Genomic DNA, 18,375 nt, shown 5'->3' on the forward strand with positions numbered 1-18,375 from the left:
TTAGTTGGGGCAAAGATACCTTTTTTGAACGGGTATTGAGATGCCCTTCACGAGCGTTGCAAAGCCGAGCTCAAATACTAAAGTTCCCTGACCCAAATATTGCGATAACTTACGCGGCTATCGTCCCCATGATCCTGTAAAATTATAGGACCTTTACCGTGGGCAGGGTTCTTGGGCCACCCAATATAAGGTGTAGTTCCTTTGATCTCAATATGGTCCTGAACCAGAACACCATTATGGATAACGGTCATGGTACCAGACTTAATTTTACCACCTTCTTCATTGAACTCCGGGGCATGGTAAATGATATCATAGGTATTCCATTCCCCTGTAGGCACGGAAGCCATGGCCAAAGGCACATGCTGTTTGTAGATGGACGCTACCTGTCCGTTTACATAGGTTGGATTATCGTTATTATCCAATACCTGAACCTCGTACAGACCGTTTAGGAAAATACCACTATTACCCCTGTTTTGCCCTTCCCGTTGAACAGGTAGCGGCGATTTCCATTCAATATGGAGTTGAATGTCCCCAAAATTTTGTTTGGTTTGGATGTCACCTGTTTTATCGTTAACGGTCATACTACCATCGTCATTCAAATGCCATTTTGCTGCAGTGCTGTCCTTAGCGGAAATCCAATTGTCAAAACCGCTGCCATCAAACAAAATTATGGCATCACTGGGCGCACCATTTTGGGAAGAGGGGTTTACCACTGGAACCTTAGGTTCGTAGAACTCCGTTTCCTCAGGAGTGGTAGGCTCGGTACCACTGTATTCCTCATGTACGATAACTTCATCTTTTATTTCCGTTGCGGATTCCTTGGCAACTTCCTGTACCTTTTCCTGGCAGGCGGTGAATACTAGCGAAAATAACAATCCGGCACAATAGATTCTCTTCATAATAATTGTTCTGGGTTTTAAAGCTCTTTTATTTTGATGTTTTTATAGGCTACTCCATCACCATGATCTTGTAGCGCTATTTTACCGGTAGGGTATTTTGCGAAATGTTCCCAATCCGCAAATTTGGAATTGGCCACCATTTCGCCCCATTCCGGGTCGTTCACTGGAAATTCCACCACGGTTTCCCCGTTCAATTCAACCCTTCCCTCATTGGTTTTATGGTTTATGGTAATGACCATGGTATTCCACTCGCCCACGGGCTTTGTCATATCTTTCATAGGCGATACCATATCGTACAATGCCCCGGATTGATGGCTGGTTCCGTTCTTACCATCGGGGTGTCCTTCATTGTCCAATACCTGGATCTCTGGGCCTGTAAGATAGGGTTGCCCCAGACTATCTATTTCCTTCACGCCCCACATTACGCCGCTATTCCCATTTTGGGCGATTTTCCAATCCATGGACAGGACAAAATCAGTATAACTACCGTGTGAAACTAAGTTGAACTGATTTCCATTTTCCCTGGCTTCCGGCGGATAAAAGACCATAGCGCCGTCCTCAATCTTCCAGTTATCGGATACATCCTCCTTTAGGTATTCATGCCAACCGTTGAAGGATTCCCCATCGAATAGCGTTGTCCATTCGTCGGCCTTTGAAGACATTGTAGTTTCCTCCACCATTTCCTTGGTTTCCTCGGCCTCCTTTTTTGCCTCCTTGCAACCTAGTACAAGCATTACAAGAAAAGCTGTTTTAAATATATTTTTCATAAGTTCAGTTTTTATGATTAAAGTCCTAAAATGTTTTTTAACATTTGTTCATCGGTTTCGGCACCGGCAAAATCGTCAAATGTTTTTTGTGTTGCCTCAATGATGTGGTCCTTAATGAAAACGGCACCTTCCCGCGCTCCCTGTTCCGGACTTTTAATGCAGCATTCCCATTCCATTACGGCCCATACATCACAGCCATACTGTGTCAACTTGGAAAATATGGTCTTGAAGTCGATTTGGCCATCGCCTAATGAACGGTATCTTCCCGCGCGGTTGCCCCAATCGTTATAACCGCCAAAGGCTCCTTTCTTTCCCGTTGGGTTAAACTCGGAATCCTTTACATGAAAGGATTTTATGAATTCATGGTAAAAATCGATGTACTGAATATAATCCAATTGCTGGAGCACGAAGTGACTCGGATCGTAAAGAATATTTACGCGTTTGTGATTATTCGTCGCTTCCAAAAAGCGTTCAAAGGTGTCGCCATCATGAAGGTCTTCACCTGGGTGAATCTCATAACAGACATCCACACCTTCCTTGTCAAAGTGGTTCAATATGGGCATCCACCTTTTGGCCAACTCTTCAAAGCCCATCTCTACAAGTCCTGCCGGCCTTTGTGGCCATGGATGCATGGTATGCCATAGCAGCGAGCCTGAAAACGTGGCATGGGACGTTAGGCCCAGCCTTCTACTGGCGGTAGCGGCCTTCTTTACCGTTTCAATGGCCCATTCCGTTCTGGCCTTGGGCTTGTTATGTACATTTTTTGGCGCAAAGGAATCGAACATCAAATCATATGCTGGGTGCACCGCCACTAATTGTCCCTGTAGGTGCGTGGAAAGTTCCGTGATTTCCAATCCATAGGAATTTATCTTGCCCTTGAGCTCGTCACAATAGGTCTGACTCTCCGCAGCCTTGTCCAAATCTATAAGGAAACTTTCCCACGTGGGTATTTGAATGCCTTTGTAACCTAAATCGGCAGCCCATTTACATAATCCATCCAAGGAATTGAACGGTGCTTCGCTATCTACGAACTGTGCTAAAAATACTCCTGGCCCTTTAATTGTTTTCATCTCTTATCTTTAATTGTTTTTAAGCGGTTAGATGTAATTATTCAATACCTTGATTGCTGTTTTTTCTATGTTTTTAATAAATTCTCACTTTACCCATCTCGATGACCATTATCGTAGATAATGGCCAATTTCCTTACTTAACCTAAGATTTCGTTGTTAACCTGTTGTTTATCTTGGCACTAGACGTAAATGAATTAATCTTATATTTAGAGAATCAATTCACTTTTTCCATTTTTGCCAATAGTCAAGTCATAAATATAGCAAATACCGATAAAATAAGATAAAAATATCAGAATGAATCAAAACGAAACATACGATGCTATTGTGGTTGGCACAGGAATTAGCGGCGGCTGGGCAGCAAAGGAACTTACCGAAAATGGCCTAAAGACCTTGGTCCTGGAAAGGGGACGCATGGTGGAACACATTAAGGACTATTCGACCATGAACGACGACCCTTGGGATTTTCCTTATAAAGGGGAGCTTTCCGCGGACGATCAAAAAAAGTACCACGTGCAAAGTAGGGTTAATTGGGCGCCAAAGGATGATAACAAGCATTTTTTTGTAAACGATTTGGAACATCCCTATGTAGAGACCAAACGGTTCGATTGGATACGGGGCTATCAGGTAGGTGGAAGATCTCTTACATGGGGTAGACAGAGCTATCGCTGGAGTGATATCGATTTTGAAGCCAATAAAAAAGAGAATATTGGCGTGGATTGGCCGGTGCGATACAACGACATTGCGCCTTGGTATGATAAAGTGGAAAAATATATTGGGGTAAGTGGTCAAAATTTAGGCCTCAAGCAATTGCCGGACGGCATCTACCAACCTGCCATGAAACTGAATTGTGTAGAGGAGGCCTTTCAAAAAGCAACGGCAAAAAAATTTGAGGATGGACGATTAGTTACCATAGGTAGGGCGGCTCATATTACGGATCCGGAGGCCAAATTTGAAGGACGTAATACCTGTCAAAACAGAGACCGCTGTTCTAGGGGATGCCCCTTTGGCGGATATTTTAGCAGTAACTCCTCCACATTACCTGCTGCGGAAAGGACAGGAAATATGACATTGAGACCTAACTCAATTGTATATGAGGTCGTATATGATGATACAACAAAGTTGGCCACCGGCGTGAAGGTTATAGATTCCGAAACCCATGAAAAACTGGAGTTTAAGGCAAAGGTCATCTTTTTATGTGCCTCGGCCATGGCCTCCGTAGGGATATTGCTTCAATCGAAATCCGAACGTTTTCCCAACGGATTGGGCAATGATTCCGATGCTTTGGGAAGAGGCATCATGGACCACCATTATAAATTAGGGGCGACCGCAAAAGTGGATGGTTATTTGGATAGGTATTATAAAGGAAGACAGCCTTCTGGATTTTATATTCCAAGGTTTGTAAACTTGGACGAAAGTACCGGGAAAAATGAATATCTAAGGGGTTTTGGTTATCAAGGTAGGGCCAGCAGGGGAGATTGGACGGAAGCCATCGCTGAACTCAACTATGGAAAAGAGCTCAAGGACCAAGTCCTAAAACCAGGTAAATGGACTATAGGGGCTACCGGCTTTGGGGAATTCCTACCCTATGACGATAATAGGGTAACACTAAGCCCCACTGAAAAGGATAAATGGGGCCTGCCACAATTGGCCTTTGACGTTGAGTTCAAGGAAAACGAATACAATATGAGGGAGGATATTAAAAAGCAAATTGTGGCCATGTTCAAGGCCGCCGGTTTTAAGGATGTACAAGCCTATGACGAAGAGACTGGTCCCGGTTTGGGCATACATGAAATGGGTGGTGCCCGAATGGGACATAGTCCAAAAAATTCCATTGTAAACAAGCATAACCAGGTGCACCTTGTTCCAAATGTATATGTAACGGACGGTGCCTTTATGTCGTCCTCCAGCTGTGTAAATCCCAGCTTAACCTATATGGCTTTTACGGCCCGTGCCGCAAACCATGCGGCGAAGGAATTTAAGTCGGGCACTTTTTCATAAGCGGAACAGTAATCGGGAAAGGAATAAAATGTATCGATTTAATTGCACTTTTAAATTTTATGCCAGTTCTTTAGCATTTGTATGCTAACCAACCATTCGCTTTAGATTATGGAAAATGCCTCAGCTAGGAACATGTGGGGAGATTACTTGGACAAGCACTTGGAAGATGCCTTCCACGAAGCCCCACAGGTAATTCATTTTTGCGATAACCAACAAGATGCCGATTTATGTGCGGATCTTGTTAAAAAAGGAATAAAAAAGGCCACTACGGACTCCCTTTTGGGACTTCAGTACAGAAACGAACCCTTGCCAAAAATTGGGGATTTTAAAGTAGTGACCAATTGGAAGGGCGAGGCCCAATGTATCATAAAGTTAACTTCCGTCAAGTTAAAACCCTATTTCAGTATCGATGCCGCCTATGCCCAGTTGGAGGGAGAAGGTGACAAAAGTCTGGACTATTGGAAAAAAGTTCATTGGGATTATTACACACGGGAACTGGAACCTTTTGGGCGTGTCCCAAGGGAAAGCATGATCTTGATATGTCAGGAATTCGAAAGAATATTTTAAAGCAAAAAGGACCGGTGAGTAGCCGGTCCTTTTTTAAATGGGTTTATTAATTAATCCTCTAAATTCACCCAAGTACTTCCATTTTTGTTGGATTCCACAGTAGACAGGATGAAATCCATACCACGTACCCCATCGATGATCGTTGGGAATTCACCATCGTTATATTTTTCACCACGGATGGCCCTAGCAGCACCCAGATAGATATTTGCCATGGAATCAAAAATTCCTTCCGGGTGTCCTGGAGGTAATTTAGTGCCATCCAAGGACAGCTCAGTATTATAGGCGTGACCTGGTTTGTAAACCTGTACAGGTTCCGTATCGCTCATCTTGTACAAGAAATTAGGATTTTCCTGTTCCCATACAAATGCGCCTTTTTCACCATAAATGCGAATGGCCAAGCCATTTTCCTCGCCGGTAGCCACCTGGCTTCCTCGAATCACCCCTTTTACATGGTCCCCCATTCTAATCAAGACGGTACCATCCACATCCATTTGGTTATCATCGTATAAATAGTTAAAATCGCACAAAACGGATTTTACCTTAAGCCCTGTAGTGTACTCCACCATATTAAAGGCATGTACCCCAATATCGCCCATGCAAGAGCTGATACCCGCTTTTTTAGGGTCCAAACGCCAAACAGAATTTCGTTTCTCCTTATCATGGATAATTGCATTGATCCATCCCTGATAGTACCTTGCATCGACCTTATGAATTCTTCCTAAGGCCCCTGCCTTGATCATTTCCCTCATTTGGCGTACCATGGGATATCCGGTATAGGTATGTGTTAACGCAAATACCGTTCCCGATTTTTGTTGGGCCTCCAGGAGTATCTTTGCCTCTTCCAAAGTAGTGGTCATTGGCTTTTCACAGATTACGTGAAAACCATTGTCCAATAATTTTTTTGCCATTGGAAAGTGCAGGAAGTTTGGGGTCAATACGGAGCAAACCTGGATACGCTCATCTTCAGGCAGTTTCATTTCCTCTTCTACCAAAGTGTCAAAATCCTTGTAAACTCTGTCCAAGGGAATGTCTATTTCCTTGGCGAACGCCACGTTGTCTTCATAATTCGGGTTAAAAACCGCTCCTGTAATCTGATAATTGTCATTGATGTGGGAAGCTACCCTATGCAATACCCCAATAAGAGAATCTCCTCCTCCTCCTAAAATTCCTAATCTAATTTTCTTTGGCATGTTGTAATCGTATTTTAAGTTTTAAGGTTTTCAATTTATGTAAAAAATCTAAGATTGATAGTCGATTTTTTCCGATTTAAACAAAAGAGCGAACAAAATAGACACAACCAGGGCAAAACCGGCCGGGTAGAGCCAAATGCTATCCCAAATATGCATTCCATCACTCAACAAGTATTTATTGGATATTACCCCTGCAATCCAAAATCCTATCAGCATTCCAAGCCCATAGGTGGCCAAGGTAATCAATCCTTGGGCGGAGCTTTTATATTTGGGTCCCGCTTTGCCATCCGTATATATTTGTCCAGAAACGAAGAAAAAATCATAACAGATTCCATGTAAGGCAATCCCAATAAGCAACATGAACTCACGTTCGCCAACATCACCAAAGGCAAAAAGTAAATAGCGAACAAACCAAGCCAACATCGCCACAATAATCGTATTCTTAAATCCGAAGCGGGTAAAGAAAACAGGTAATAACAACAGAAATAGGATTTCCGAAAGTTGTCCCAAGGTCATTTTACCGGTGGGACTCTCCATTCCCACCTCGACCAAAAAGGGATTTGCATTTTGGTAATAGAATGCCAATGGAATACAAATTAGAATAGAGGATATGAAAAAGATCAAAAAATTCCTATCCTTAAAAAGGCCCAAAGCATCCAGACCCAAAATTTCCCTGAGTGATAGTTTATCACCGTTACTCTTCGCCTTTGGGGGTGTTTTGGGCAAAGTAAAACTAAAAACCCCGAGAAAAATCGAGGCTATGGAAGTCATTAAAAAGGTATTTTTTAGCATACCCTGCATAATACCGCCCGTGGAATCCCATTTAAAAAAGTAACTGATCAGTACACCTGCCATAATCCAGCCCATGGTACCAAAAACCCTTATCAATGAGAACTCCTTGGCCGGATTCGACATTTGGTTAAAGGAAACGGAATTTACAAGGGCCAGCGTAGGCATATACAAAATCATATAGCCCAATACATAGGGGTAAAAAACCTCAAAAGAGGTAGTTTTATACATTAAGAACAGAAGGCCGGCACCTATTAAATGCAGAAGGCCCAATATTTTTTCGGCATTAAAAAATCTATCGGCGATCAAACCAATGACAAAAGGAGCTATGATCGCGCCCCATGACTGTGTAGAGAACGCCAATGCAATTTCGCTATCGGTCGCATTAACATTATTTCCAAGAAAAGTACCCAAGGTTACGAACCAGCCGCCCCAAATGAAGAATTCAAGGAACATCATTAGACAAAGCTGCATTCTTACTCCCAAGTTCATAGCAACCTATCTTTTATAGAACACATAGTCCAAGACCAAAGGCTCCAAGCCATTGTTCCTGAAATCAACTGCAATCTGTCCCCTATGATTGGTAGAATGGTTGATGATATGGAACAGGATATCCTTTAAGGTATTGGTAAACAATCTTACTTCCGAATTTTCATAGTCGATACGTTTCTCAAAACTGTCGGCATTGGTAACGATCTCAAAGGAATTCCTTTGGTTTTCGTAATGGATATCCCCCCAATCCTTATAATTGTGAACATCCCAGGAATTAAACTCAGGCTTACTACCAAGGATTCTAGCATTCCATCCGTGATGGGCGTTCAAAATATGACTAAAAAGCTTTTGAGTGTTTTCAGGAACCCGCTGCATCGCAATGCATTGTTCGATTATCCTTTTATTACAATAATAGTTGTAATCAAAAAGCTCATTAAAAAATGCTTTCATTTTTGAGAAACATAGAATTAAACAACTTTTTGAGCTGCCTTTATAAGTAAGTCCCTGGTAGCGATAATGCCTTCCTCCTCACTGAGTACGTTCCCCTCATATTCTACCCCAACAAAACCTGTATAGCCATTATCCTTTACCATTTGTAGCATTTTGACATAATCTATGTTTTCCTCATTGCCATCGGCATCAAAAACATTTGATTTTGCGCTTACCGCTTTGGCGTATGGCATCAGTTCCTTTACACCCTTGTATTTATCGTAGGACACTTCGCACTCCCAACTATCCGGTTTTCTGGTCATACAGAAGTTCCCAAAATCGGGCAAGGTACCCACGTTCTCCATGTTCACTTTTTCCATTACCTGTGCGTGAAGCTCTCCATTGGAAGAAAGTCCCCCGTGATTTTCCACCAAAATATTTATATTTTTGTCCTTTGCGTATGTGGCCAATTTGGTCAATCCGTCTACGGAATTCTCTATCCATTCCTCTGGGACATTACTTCCATTGAGGTTAACGCGTATGGCGTGGCATCCCATAGCGGCGGCGGCATCCACCCATTTTTTATGTTTCTCCACCGTTTCATTACGTTCGGCCTCGTCATTCACGGCTAAATTGCCCTGACCATCTATCATGATGAGCACGTTTTTCATTCCGTGCTTCTGGGCTTCTGCATTGCTCTTTTCAACGAAGGCGGCCATGGCCTCCTCCGAATAATCGGCATCGGAAAGTTCAGGATTGTACAATTGACTTACATATTCCAAGCCTTTGAAGCCCCAGTTTTTGGCCTTTTCGGCAAAGGTATAGGGGTCTACCCCATTTTCCCTGATCATTCTATGAATGGACCATTGTGCCAAGGAAAGCTCAAAAAATGGTGCTGCCGGTGTTGCCTCCTCCACTTCCGCAGTCTTCCCTTCTTCTTTCTTTGCCTCTTTGCAAGCATATGCCCCAAAGAAAGTGACTCCTACCCCAGCTACCGTGGTCTTGCTAATAAAATTTCTTCTTTTCATGAATCCGTGGATATTTTTTGGTTATGTAATTGATTTTCTTTTAGTTTCGATAGAGCGAGAATTATAATTCCATATATCCTATAACGATGTAGTAAGATATTCTCAATAAGATTAAGTTTTAAATGTATAGAATTAATTTAATATTTAATAAATTTAGGGAATAAACAATTTCTATGAGTAAATTTTATTATAACGAAGAACAGGAATCGTATGATGCGATTGTTGTTGGTACTGGTATTAGCGGCGGTTGGGCCGCAAAGGAGCTTTGTGAAAATGGATTGAAAACCTTGGTTCTTGAGAGGGGTAGGATGGTGAAACATATTGAGGACTATGAGACCGCAAACATGGATCCCTGGGATTTTACAAATGGAGGCGTTGCTACCAAAGAGATTATTGCACAGCAACCAAAGCAGCACAGGACGGGCTACACCACTAGCCAAGCAAGCCATATGTGGTTTGTAAACGATTTGGAACACCCTTACAATGAAACCAAACGATTTGATTGGATGCGCGGTTATCACCTTGGGGGACGCTCCCTTCAATGGGGTAGACAGAGTTATCGCTGGAGCGATATCGACTTTACCGCCAATCAAAGGGAAGGTATTGCGGTAGACTGGCCCGTTCGTTATAAGGATATAGCACCTTGGTACTCCAAAGTGGAGAATTTTATTGGTGTGAGTGGGGAAGCCCTTAATCTTCCACAATTACCGGACAGTGATTTCCTTCCCATGATGGAACTGAACTGCGTAGAACAACATGTTCGGGAAAAGGTAGCCGAAAATTTTGATGGACGTGTCATTACCTCGGGAAGGGTTGCGCACATTACGGGAACTAAAAATTTTGATGGGCGTTCAAAATGCCAATTTAGGAATAGATGTATACGGGGTTGTCCTTTTGGTGCCTATTTCAGTAGCTTATCATCTACCCTGCCAGCTGCCGAAGCCACAGGAAATATGACTTTAAGACCTGATTCCATCGTTCATGAGATTATGTACGACCCGGATACCAAAAGAGCTACGGGTGTAAAAGTAATCGATAGGGTAACCAAAGAGTCCTATGAATTTAAGGCGAAGGTTATTTTCCTTTGTGCTTCAGCCATAGCCTCTACCTCTATTTTAATGCAATCCAAATCGGATAGATTCCCCAACGGACTGGGCAATGACTCAGACCAGCTGGGTAGAAATATCATGGATCACCATCTTGGTGTGGGTGCATCGGGAAAATTCGACGGTTTTGATGATAAATATTATAAAGGCAGAAAACCCAATGGTGTATATATTCCAAGATTCAGAAACTTGGGAGGTGATTCCGATCGTACCGACTACAAGCGCGGTTTTGGATACCAAGGTGGTGCCAGCCGTGGAAACTGGGAAGAAGTGATCGCGGAAATGTCACACGGTAAAAGCTTAAAAGAAGCCATTACCAAACCAGGCGGATGGACTTTTGGCATTGGTGGTTTTGGTGAAATCTTACCCTATGAGGAAAACAGATTCACCTTGGACTACGATAAAAAAGACCAATGGGGACTCCCAACGGTAACTTTCGATGCCGAGTTTAAGGAAAATGAATACAACATGCGTAAGGACATGCAGGAATCTGCCGTAGAAATGTTGGAGAAAGCAGGTCTTAGGGATGTTGTAGGACATGACAATAAGGAATCCCATGCCATAGGGCTCGGTATTCATGAAATGGGTACCGCAAGAATGGGTAGAGACCCAAAAACATCGGTACTTAATGGAAACAATGCCATACATGCCGTACCCAATGTCTATGTAACGGATGGGTCCTTTATGACCTCCGCAAGTTGTGTCAACCCTTCCTTGACCTATATGGCATTTACGGCAAGGGCCGCCAATCATGCCGCCGAAGAACTTAAAAAAGGAAATATATAATGGATAGAAGAAAAGCACTCAAAAATATGGGCCTTGCCATGGGTTATACCGTGGCAACACCCACGCTGTTAAGTATCATGCAAAGTTGTAAAGGGGAACCGGTGGCCACATGGACACCTGAATTTTTTACCCCTGCCGAAGGAGGGATACTTACCAAATTGGTAGATGTCATCCTTCCAAAGACGGATACCCCATCAGCTTCAGAACTTCAAGTGGATGTTTTCATCGACAAGTTTGCTATGGACGTCATGGAAAAAGACCAACAGGATTTCCTTAGAATGGCTATGGGTAAATTTACCGACAAAGCCCTACAGGATTCAGGTAAATCAACAGTGGAAGACCTCACGGCCGAAGACTTGGAACCGGTGTTGGCGAGTTCATTGAAATACAGCAAGGAAGACGAGGCCAAAATGTTCGAGTCCATTACCTCCTATACGGAGGCCGTGGCTGAAGGAAAAGAGGCTACCATAGATGATGAAACCTCAAGATTCGCATTTACCAATAACTTGCGCGGTCTCGCAATTTGGGGCTATAAAACTTCCGAATATGTTGGTGAGGAAGTAATGGCCTACCTTCCCGTACCCGGGGAGTATATTTCTTGCGGGGATGTCCAAGAATTGACAGGAGGAAAAGCCTGGTCCCTATAAGATGAAACCCTCATCGAGGGATTTGTTATGATAAGTGAAATACCTCTGCAAGAGTAAATATCTAATAATCAGTCTTTTGAACTAATTTTGAACGTCTGGAATAAGCCAAAAAAACCTTTATAACTAGATTATCATTGGCGAAATCAAAGGTTCATGAACCCATATAAAGACAATAGGAAATGATGTGGATAATTGCATCCGACCTTTTTAAATCAATCAGTACCAACAAATGAAAAGAAGGGATTTTGTTAAAAATACGGCCCTTTCCAGTGGAGTTATTACACTGGGAGGGGTCGTTACGTATGCATCCGAAAAGAATAAGAAGACTTCTGCCACTACTTTCAACCTTAAATATGCCCCTCATTTTGGTATGTTCAAACAACATGCCGGCGAAAACCTCATCGATCAATTAAACTTTATGGCCGATCAAGGGTTTACGGCTTTTGAGGATAATGGTCTAATGAGTCGGGATGTAGCCATGCAAACGAGCATTGGAGAAACCCTCGCCAAAAGGGGAATGACCATGGGTGTATTTGTAGTGGATAAAGGCGGTAATATGGCAAATACCTTGGCAGCGGGTAAACAGCAGCATTTGGATATTTTCTTGGATGGTTGCAAACGTGCCGTTGAGGTCGCCAAAAGGGTAAATGCCAAATGGATGACCGTGGTTCCTGGTGCATTTGAAAGAAAACTGCCCATTGGGGTGCAGGATGCGAACGTTATTGAGGCTTTGAAGCGTGCCGCGGAGATTTTTGAACCCCATGGTCTTGTAATGGTATTGGAGCCACTGTCAGATTCCCCAGACCTATATTTACAGAACTCGGATCAAACCTATATGATATGTAAAGCCGTAGATAGCCCCTCTTGCAAAATTCTCTTCGATATTTATCATATGCAAAAAACAGAAGGGAACTTAATTCATAATATGGGCCTTACCTGGGACGAAATAGCCTACATACAAATTGGGGATAATCCAGGTAGAAATGAGCCTACTACGGGTGAAATCAACTATAAAAATGTCTTTAAATTCATACATGAAAAAGGTTTTGACGGGGTATTGGGAATGGAGCACGGAAATTCAATGTCCGGCAAGGAAGGGGAGACAGCGGTAATCGAAGCCTACAAAAGTGTTGATCGATTTCTATGAATTTGTACGCTAGTGGCTTCCTTTTTGACTTCCTGCTTGACCTTTAAAAATCAAGTTAAAATTTCTTTTTTTCGATGAACAACCATAATAAAATGTAAGATTTATATTACATTTTCGTTATAGTTGGTATGCATTCCTATTTGTATTTACTTGTCGTATACTGCGCCTTATTATGTATTTCCAAAATAAGTTGTTCCTATCTTAAAAAAAGGTACAAGCTTTGATTCCAATACTTATGTTTTGGCCTTACTTTTTTACAAAAAGGAAAACCGGGGAATTCATTCCCCGGTCATCTTTAATACAGAATAAAATCTAAAAATACGACCCTCAATGCTTCATAATATGAAAATGCCCACCAAGTGCTAATCTAGGTAGTTCCCCCGAAACCTAATATTAGACCTGTAATGCAACACTTCTGCGTTGCCATTACGATTGGCGCTCAAAACATTGACCGGAATAGAACATTCCTAGGGTCGTATATTGCTAATAATTTCGAAACGTATCCGAAATCCTAATTTTTTTCCCATAATCGTTGACCAAGGTTACATCCATATAACCCTGAATCCGATTATCTTCCAAACTTAAAATCCGTACTATACCGCTATTGGCAAAAAATGGCTTTTCTCCATAATCATTATGAGTAAAGAATCCAAAAATACCCTCGAAACCATTCAGGAAACCATCCACTTTGCCAACTTGATATTCACCGTTATACAATTTAGTGTCGCTATTGGGGATTCTCATAACAAGTTCCATCCTACCGTTATCCCTAGTATCCGTAAATACAAGATTCAAACTATTAATAATAGTTCCAGTCTCAGATCTTTCGCTTTGAAAACCAAAATCTAGTTGATTCGGAATCAAATCGTGATTTATAACTTCAGAAAAGCCATAGTCAATTTCATCCCCTGCATTGGAAATCAGAACAAAGGGCATTATGCCCAAAGAAACATATTTCACTATTTTAATGATGAAACGATACATCCCTTTCTCAATATCTAATTACGGGCATTAACTATCGTCTTAGGCGAATTTTGTCCTATGGCCAATTTTTCGTTCAAAACCTCTTCTGAATTTTTGTGTTCCAGTATAGATGCTACAATTACGACCACCAATAATATCCCGAACATAAGCAAGCATCTTTTCATAATCAGTTAATTTACAAGTTGCACAATTATCCACTACGAATTTATGACAAGAATAGCCTTGCCGTGGGCAACATGTATAAACTGCATTCTTTTTTGTATAATCGGAAGGCAGGATTTTAGGGGTTCCAAAAAAAATTACTCTTTGTATTTATTTTCTTACAGTTTAACTTGATTTTTACCCCGTAAACGACTGATTTTACAATTTTTACCAGTTATACTGAAAAATTATCCATTGATACAAATTACCAATGAGTGTATACTCTAAGTACTAATTTTGATTAACTTCCCCGTACCGTAAAGTGTAAATATGTTAGAAGCTGTAATCGTCGACGATGAAATAAAGGCGCTCCAAAGTCTTACCTGGGAACTAACGAACTTTAGTGAGGAAATTCATGTAATGGCATCATTTACAAATCCTTTTGAGGCACTGGATTATTTGGAAAGAAATACACCAGACTGTCTTTTCCTAGATATTGAAATGCCAACAATGGATGGTTTTCAATTCATCCAAAAGCTAACTAATAAGAACTTTCCGGTCGTCATCACTACCGCTTACAACCAATATGCCATTAAGGCACTTAAGAACGAGGCCATTGACTATTTATTAAAGCCTATTGATTCCGATGATTTGGAGGAAACCATTACCAAGATAAAAAAGTTCAACTCAAAGAATTTAACGGCCGAGAAGTTGGAAAGCATCCTTATCAATTTTAATGCGAGGTCCACGAACAAAAGAATTACCTTGAACACGGACGGCAAGTTACTCTTTTTGGAAAGCGATGAAATTTTGTATGCCGAATCCGACGGAAATTACAGTACAATATTCTTAACCGACGGTCAGAAAATCGTACTTACCAAAAAATTAAAGGAAGTAAACCAACTGTTGCCCGAAGAATGCTTTTTCAGAATTCATAATTCCTATATCATCAACCTAAATAAGATTAAGGAATTTCTTAAGACGGACGGATATGTGGTCTTAAAATCCAATCATAAGATACCTGTTTCCAGACAAAAGAAATCGGATTTTCTTGATTTGTTATAAGTTTACATGATTTTAAACCTTTTTAAAAATCATTGCGATTCAGCATACTTGAAACCTTCTTTATTTATAAGAAGGTTTATCCTTTTTTATGGTATTGTACTCTCGTTACATGTTGTTATATCACAGGATGCTTCGGATTCTCTAAAGCAAAAGATAACCCAATTGATAGCAGCAACACCAAGGACCTATGCGGAAATAGACAGCCTTTTACGGGAGTTCCGGAAAGATACCATATCTATGAGATTCGTTATTGAAGCGTCAAAGAAAAACAACTATCCAGAAGCAGAACTATATGCCATAAATCAAATAGGAAGGGTGTATAGGGATATCTCAAACTATCCAAAAGCACTTGCCCTTTTTCAAGAAGCTCTTAAACTCTCGATTCAAGCAGAAAACATAGAGTTTAGAATCTACAGTCTTAATATGATTAGTGTGGCTTACAGGCGCACGGAGGCCATCAAATCCGCACTTGATTACAGCCAAGAAGCATTGGAACTTGCAGAAACTATTAAACCGGAGGATAGGTCCATAGGACTTAAAAGAAGTATCAACGTTTCCCTGAACTCCATTGGGAACATCTATCAGCTTTTGGAACAATACGATCTGGCCATTCAAAAGTTCAAGGAATCAATGCAATTGGAGAAGGAGCTGGGAAACAAACTTGGGTTGGCCATAAATCATCAAAATGTTGGGGAGTGCTATGAAGCACAGGGAAAGTTGGAACCCGCCTTGGAAAACTTTCAAAAATCGCTTTCCTACAATGAAGAAATAAACTCAGAAAAAGGGAAAATCATATGCAACTATAGCATTGCCCATGTATATGTTCATATGGATAGAATGGACGAGGCACTTGCACTGCTCCAGTCATCCTTAACGAGGGCAAAGGCCTTGGGAGACCAGGAAATAATAGCCACGATTCTAAATAATTTGGGTTGGGCCAATCTGAACACAGGCGATTACAACCAGGCCGAATCCTATTTGCTCGAAGGGCTAAAAATTGCCAAGGCGTACAATTTTCCATCGGAAATAGCGGAGGCCAATAAATTTTTATCCGAATTATGGATGAAAAAGGACGACTTCAAAAAGGCCATGAATTATTATAAGGAGTCCAAAAAATACGAGGAACAGGTTACCAATAACTTGAACGTTAGGTATGTGAACGACATGATAGTACGATATGAGGCGGAAAAGCAAAATGACCAGCTAAAATCCTTGGAAGAAGAAGTAAAAAACCAGGCCATTACCTTGCGGAAAAATAGGACCATGTTGCTCATCACCTTTATTGGTTTGGCGCTTGCTGCCGGAATTCTTTATATCCTGTATAGACAATACCAACTAAGCAGTGAAAAGAAACTACTCACCCTGGAACAGACGATGTTACGTAGTCAAATGAATCCGCATTTTCTATTCAACTCGTTGAATTCCATTAAGTTGTATATCATAAACAACGAAAAGAAAAATGCCGTCCATTACTTGAACAAATTCTCCAAATTGGTACGGAAAATTTTGGAAGCCTCCTCCCAGCGGGAAATATCCCTGGCCGAAGAGCTGGAGACCGTGGAACTCTATATGAACATTGAAAATATCCGTTTCTCGAACGAAATAATTTTTAAAGTTAACATTGCGGATGATATTGACGTACACAATGTAAAAATTCCATCCTTGATTCTTCAGCCATTTCTGGAAAACGCCTTGTGGCACGGATTATCCTCTAAGGAAGGTGAAAAAAACATTCAGTTGGACGTAATGAAGGGCAGGGAAGGATTTATTAGGATTGCCATTACCGATGATGGGGTGGGTCGCGATGCCGCCGAAAAAATCAAGGAGCGTAAAGTGCTAAAAAGAAAATCGGTAGGTATTGATATAACCAAAGAGCGATTGGCCAACTTTTCCAAGGACTACCAAAACTCTTTCCAAGTGGAAATTATCGACATCTATGATACCGAGAACAATCCTTCGGGCACCAAGATATTACTGCACATCCCAACTATTTGAGGTGTTCCGTAGCTACTTCTTCCAACTCATCGTACCATTGCTTCCCAAACTTGCGGATCAATGCTTCTTTTACGAACTTGTAAATGGGAACTTTCAATTCGGCGCCCAGCGTACAGGCAGGATCACAGATCTGCCATTTATGGTAGTTCACCGCAGTTAGGGCCGAGTATTCCCTGATCCGCACTGGATACAAATGACATGAAATGGGCTTTTTCCATTTGATCTTACCTTGGTTGTAGGCCTCTTCAATACCGCATTTTGCTATATTTCTTTCATCAAAGGTGACGTAGGCACATTCACTTCCGTTTATTAGCGGTGTCTCCCATTCCCCGTCATCGCCTTTGACGAAAGCTCCTTCACTTTCAATAACCGCAATTCCTTCCGGTCTCAAAAAAGGCTTCACCTTATCATAGATGTCCACTAGAATCTCCGTTTCCTTATCTTCCAATGGTGCACCGGCATCACCGTCCACACAACAAGCACCCTTGCAAGCATTTAGGTTGCAAACGAAGTCGTTTTCAATGATTTCTTCGGAGACGATGGTTTTTCCTAATTGAAACATGAGAAAATTTTGGGCTGAAAGATACGGCATTTACATCGTCATTTAAACATTATCAATTTCATAACATCCAAAGACTTATTTATAAACGTAGATTTGCAAAAAATTTTGAAGAATGACCTTTCATTTTGACTTTAGGGAAATCGCCACGGCCAGTATGGTATTGTTTGCCGTTATCGACATATTGGGAAGTATCCCCATCATTATTGGACTCCGCAAAAAAGTGGGGCACATCCAATCAGAAAAGGCATCGATCGTTGCCGCCTGTATTATGGTCGCCTTTCTTTTCCTTGGTGAGGAAATCCTCAATCTAATTGGAATAGATGTAAATTCCTTTGCCGTAGCTGGTGCCTTTATTATTTTCTTTTTGGCGATCGAAATGATTTTGGGCATCTCCATTTATAAGGACGATCAACCTGAAAGTGCCTCCATTGTACCTATTGCCTTTCCCCTAATTGCAGGTGCAGGTACCCTGACCTCACTACTTTCCCTAAGGGCGGAATACTACGTTGAGAATATCATCGTATCGATTATTGTCAATGTCATTTTTGTCTATTTGGTCCTTAAATCCTCTGTCAAACTCGAAAGAGTCTTGGGCAAGGGAGGTCTCAATGTTATTCGAAAGGTATTTGGAGTTATTCTGATGGCCATTGCCGTTAAGCTCTTTGCCGCCAACATAAACGAGCTTTTCAATCAATAGAAATTAGTGTATTTTT

The 18,375-nt window shown here is 41.4% G+C and carries 18 protein-coding genes; 8 read left to right on the forward strand and 10 right to left on the reverse strand.

Going from position 1 to position 18,375, the window contains the following annotated elements; all coding sequences use genetic code 11:
- Nucleotides 1-77: 77 nt before the first annotated feature.
- Genes PP181_RS01730 through PP181_RS01740 form a run of 3 tightly spaced genes read right to left on the reverse strand, consistent with a single transcriptional unit; the run spans nucleotide 78 to nucleotide 2,736 of the window.
- Entirely contained in the window at nucleotides 78-899 is an 822-nt protein-coding gene (locus PP181_RS01730) for a 3-keto-disaccharide hydrolase (RefSeq protein ID WP_272635744.1), read from the reverse strand.
- Between the two features lie 17 nt (nucleotides 900-916).
- Nucleotides 917-1,666: a 3-keto-disaccharide hydrolase gene (locus tag PP181_RS01735; protein ID WP_272635745.1), complete on the reverse strand. Its 750-nt coding sequence runs from the start codon at nucleotides 1,664-1,666 to the stop codon at nucleotides 917-919.
- Between the two features lie 17 nt (nucleotides 1,667-1,683).
- Complete coding sequence (locus PP181_RS01740) at nucleotides 1,684-2,736, reverse strand: sugar phosphate isomerase/epimerase family protein (protein ID WP_272635747.1); 1,053 nt, start codon at nucleotides 2,734-2,736, stop codon at nucleotides 1,684-1,686.
- Nucleotides 2,737-3,030: 294 nt separating this feature from the next.
- Between PP181_RS01740 and PP181_RS01745 the strand changes: the two genes are divergently transcribed.
- Together PP181_RS01745 and PP181_RS01750 are read left to right on the forward strand one after the other, a co-directional pair.
- Entirely contained in the window at nucleotides 3,031-4,734 is a 1,704-nt protein-coding gene (locus tag PP181_RS01745; protein ID WP_272635748.1) for a GMC oxidoreductase, read from the forward strand.
- A 108-nt stretch (nucleotides 4,735-4,842) separates the two neighbouring features.
- The gene (locus PP181_RS01750) at nucleotides 4,843-5,301 is read left to right on the forward strand and encodes an ASCH domain-containing protein (RefSeq protein WP_138256462.1); all 459 of its coding nucleotides are present in this window, start codon (nucleotides 4,843-4,845) and stop codon (nucleotides 5,299-5,301) included.
- Nucleotides 5,302-5,351: 50 nt separating this feature from the next.
- Here PP181_RS01750 and PP181_RS01755 read toward each other — a convergent pair whose 3' ends face one another.
- From PP181_RS01755 to PP181_RS01770, 4 genes are read right to left on the reverse strand one after another with little or no spacing between them, the layout of a single operon-like run.
- Complete coding sequence (locus tag PP181_RS01755; RefSeq protein WP_138256463.1) at nucleotides 5,352-6,491, reverse strand: Gfo/Idh/MocA family protein; 1,140 nt, start codon at nucleotides 6,489-6,491, stop codon at nucleotides 5,352-5,354.
- Nucleotides 6,492-6,539: 48 nt separating this feature from the next.
- Entirely contained in the window at nucleotides 6,540-7,772 is a 1,233-nt protein-coding gene (locus PP181_RS01760; RefSeq protein ID WP_272635749.1) for a nucleoside permease, read from the reverse strand.
- 6 nt (nucleotides 7,773-7,778) lie between these two features.
- Nucleotides 7,779-8,222, reverse strand: a complete 444-nt coding sequence (locus PP181_RS01765) for a DinB family protein (RefSeq protein WP_154917566.1) — start codon at nucleotides 8,220-8,222, stop codon at nucleotides 7,779-7,781.
- Nucleotides 8,223-8,239: 17 nt separating this feature from the next.
- Nucleotides 8,240-9,229: a sugar phosphate isomerase/epimerase family protein gene (locus tag PP181_RS01770; protein WP_272635750.1), complete on the reverse strand. Its 990-nt coding sequence runs from the start codon at nucleotides 9,227-9,229 to the stop codon at nucleotides 8,240-8,242.
- A 173-nt stretch (nucleotides 9,230-9,402) separates the two neighbouring features.
- On the opposite strand from PP181_RS01770, the gene PP181_RS01775 reads away from it, so the two are divergent.
- The 3 genes from PP181_RS01775 (at nucleotide 9,403) to PP181_RS01785 (ending at nucleotide 12,915) form a co-directional block, all read left to right on the forward strand.
- The gene (locus PP181_RS01775; RefSeq protein ID WP_272635751.1) at nucleotides 9,403-11,121 is read left to right on the forward strand and encodes a GMC oxidoreductase; all 1,719 of its coding nucleotides are present in this window, start codon (nucleotides 9,403-9,405) and stop codon (nucleotides 11,119-11,121) included.
- Nucleotides 11,121-11,768: a gluconate 2-dehydrogenase subunit 3 family protein gene (locus PP181_RS01780; RefSeq protein ID WP_272635752.1), complete on the forward strand. Its 648-nt coding sequence runs from the start codon at nucleotides 11,121-11,123 to the stop codon at nucleotides 11,766-11,768. The genes PP181_RS01775 and PP181_RS01780 overlap by 1 nt, the downstream gene beginning before the upstream one ends.
- Before the next feature lie 229 nt (nucleotides 11,769-11,997).
- Nucleotides 11,998-12,915, forward strand: coding sequence for a hydroxypyruvate isomerase family protein (locus PP181_RS01785; RefSeq protein ID WP_272635753.1), 918 nt, complete (start codon nucleotides 11,998-12,000; stop codon nucleotides 12,913-12,915).
- 483 nt (nucleotides 12,916-13,398) lie between these two features.
- Here the strand turns inward: PP181_RS01785 and PP181_RS01790 are convergent, their stop codons facing one another.
- Both PP181_RS01790 and PP181_RS01795 read right to left on the reverse strand, forming a co-directional pair.
- Nucleotides 13,399-13,875: a hypothetical protein gene (locus tag PP181_RS01790; RefSeq protein ID WP_272635754.1), complete on the reverse strand. Its 477-nt coding sequence runs from the start codon at nucleotides 13,873-13,875 to the stop codon at nucleotides 13,399-13,401.
- A 38-nt stretch (nucleotides 13,876-13,913) separates the two neighbouring features.
- A complete protein-coding gene (locus PP181_RS01795; protein WP_272635755.1) occupies nucleotides 13,914-14,063 on the reverse strand; it encodes a hypothetical protein in 150 nt (49 codons plus the stop codon).
- A 307-nt stretch (nucleotides 14,064-14,370) separates the two neighbouring features.
- Between PP181_RS01795 and PP181_RS01800 the strand changes: the two genes are divergently transcribed.
- Both PP181_RS01800 and PP181_RS01805 read left to right on the forward strand, forming a co-directional pair.
- Nucleotides 14,371-15,105 carry a LytR/AlgR family response regulator transcription factor gene (locus PP181_RS01800; protein WP_138256471.1) on the forward strand — a complete coding sequence of 245 codons (735 nt, stop codon included), beginning with the start codon at nucleotides 14,371-14,373 and terminating at the stop codon, nucleotides 15,103-15,105.
- Between the two features lie 162 nt (nucleotides 15,106-15,267).
- Nucleotides 15,268-17,100, forward strand: coding sequence for a tetratricopeptide repeat protein (locus PP181_RS01805; protein WP_272635756.1), 1,833 nt, complete (start codon nucleotides 15,268-15,270; stop codon nucleotides 17,098-17,100).
- Here the strand turns inward: PP181_RS01805 and PP181_RS01810 are convergent.
- The gene (locus tag PP181_RS01810) at nucleotides 17,093-17,662 is read right to left on the reverse strand and encodes a DUF3109 family protein (RefSeq protein WP_272635757.1); all 570 of its coding nucleotides are present in this window, start codon (nucleotides 17,660-17,662) and stop codon (nucleotides 17,093-17,095) included. The genes PP181_RS01805 and PP181_RS01810 overlap by 8 nt on opposite strands.
- Before the next feature lie 112 nt (nucleotides 17,663-17,774).
- Between PP181_RS01810 and PP181_RS01815 the strand changes: the two genes are divergently transcribed.
- Entirely contained in the window at nucleotides 17,775-18,359 is a 585-nt protein-coding gene (locus tag PP181_RS01815) for a MarC family protein (RefSeq protein WP_138256473.1), read from the forward strand.
- Nucleotides 18,360-18,375: the final 16 nt, after the last annotated feature.

The sequence above is a fragment of the Maribacter sp. PR66 genome, assembly GCF_028464205.1.
Classification (GTDB): Bacteria; Bacteroidota; Bacteroidia; order Flavobacteriales; family Flavobacteriaceae; genus Maribacter; species Maribacter flavus.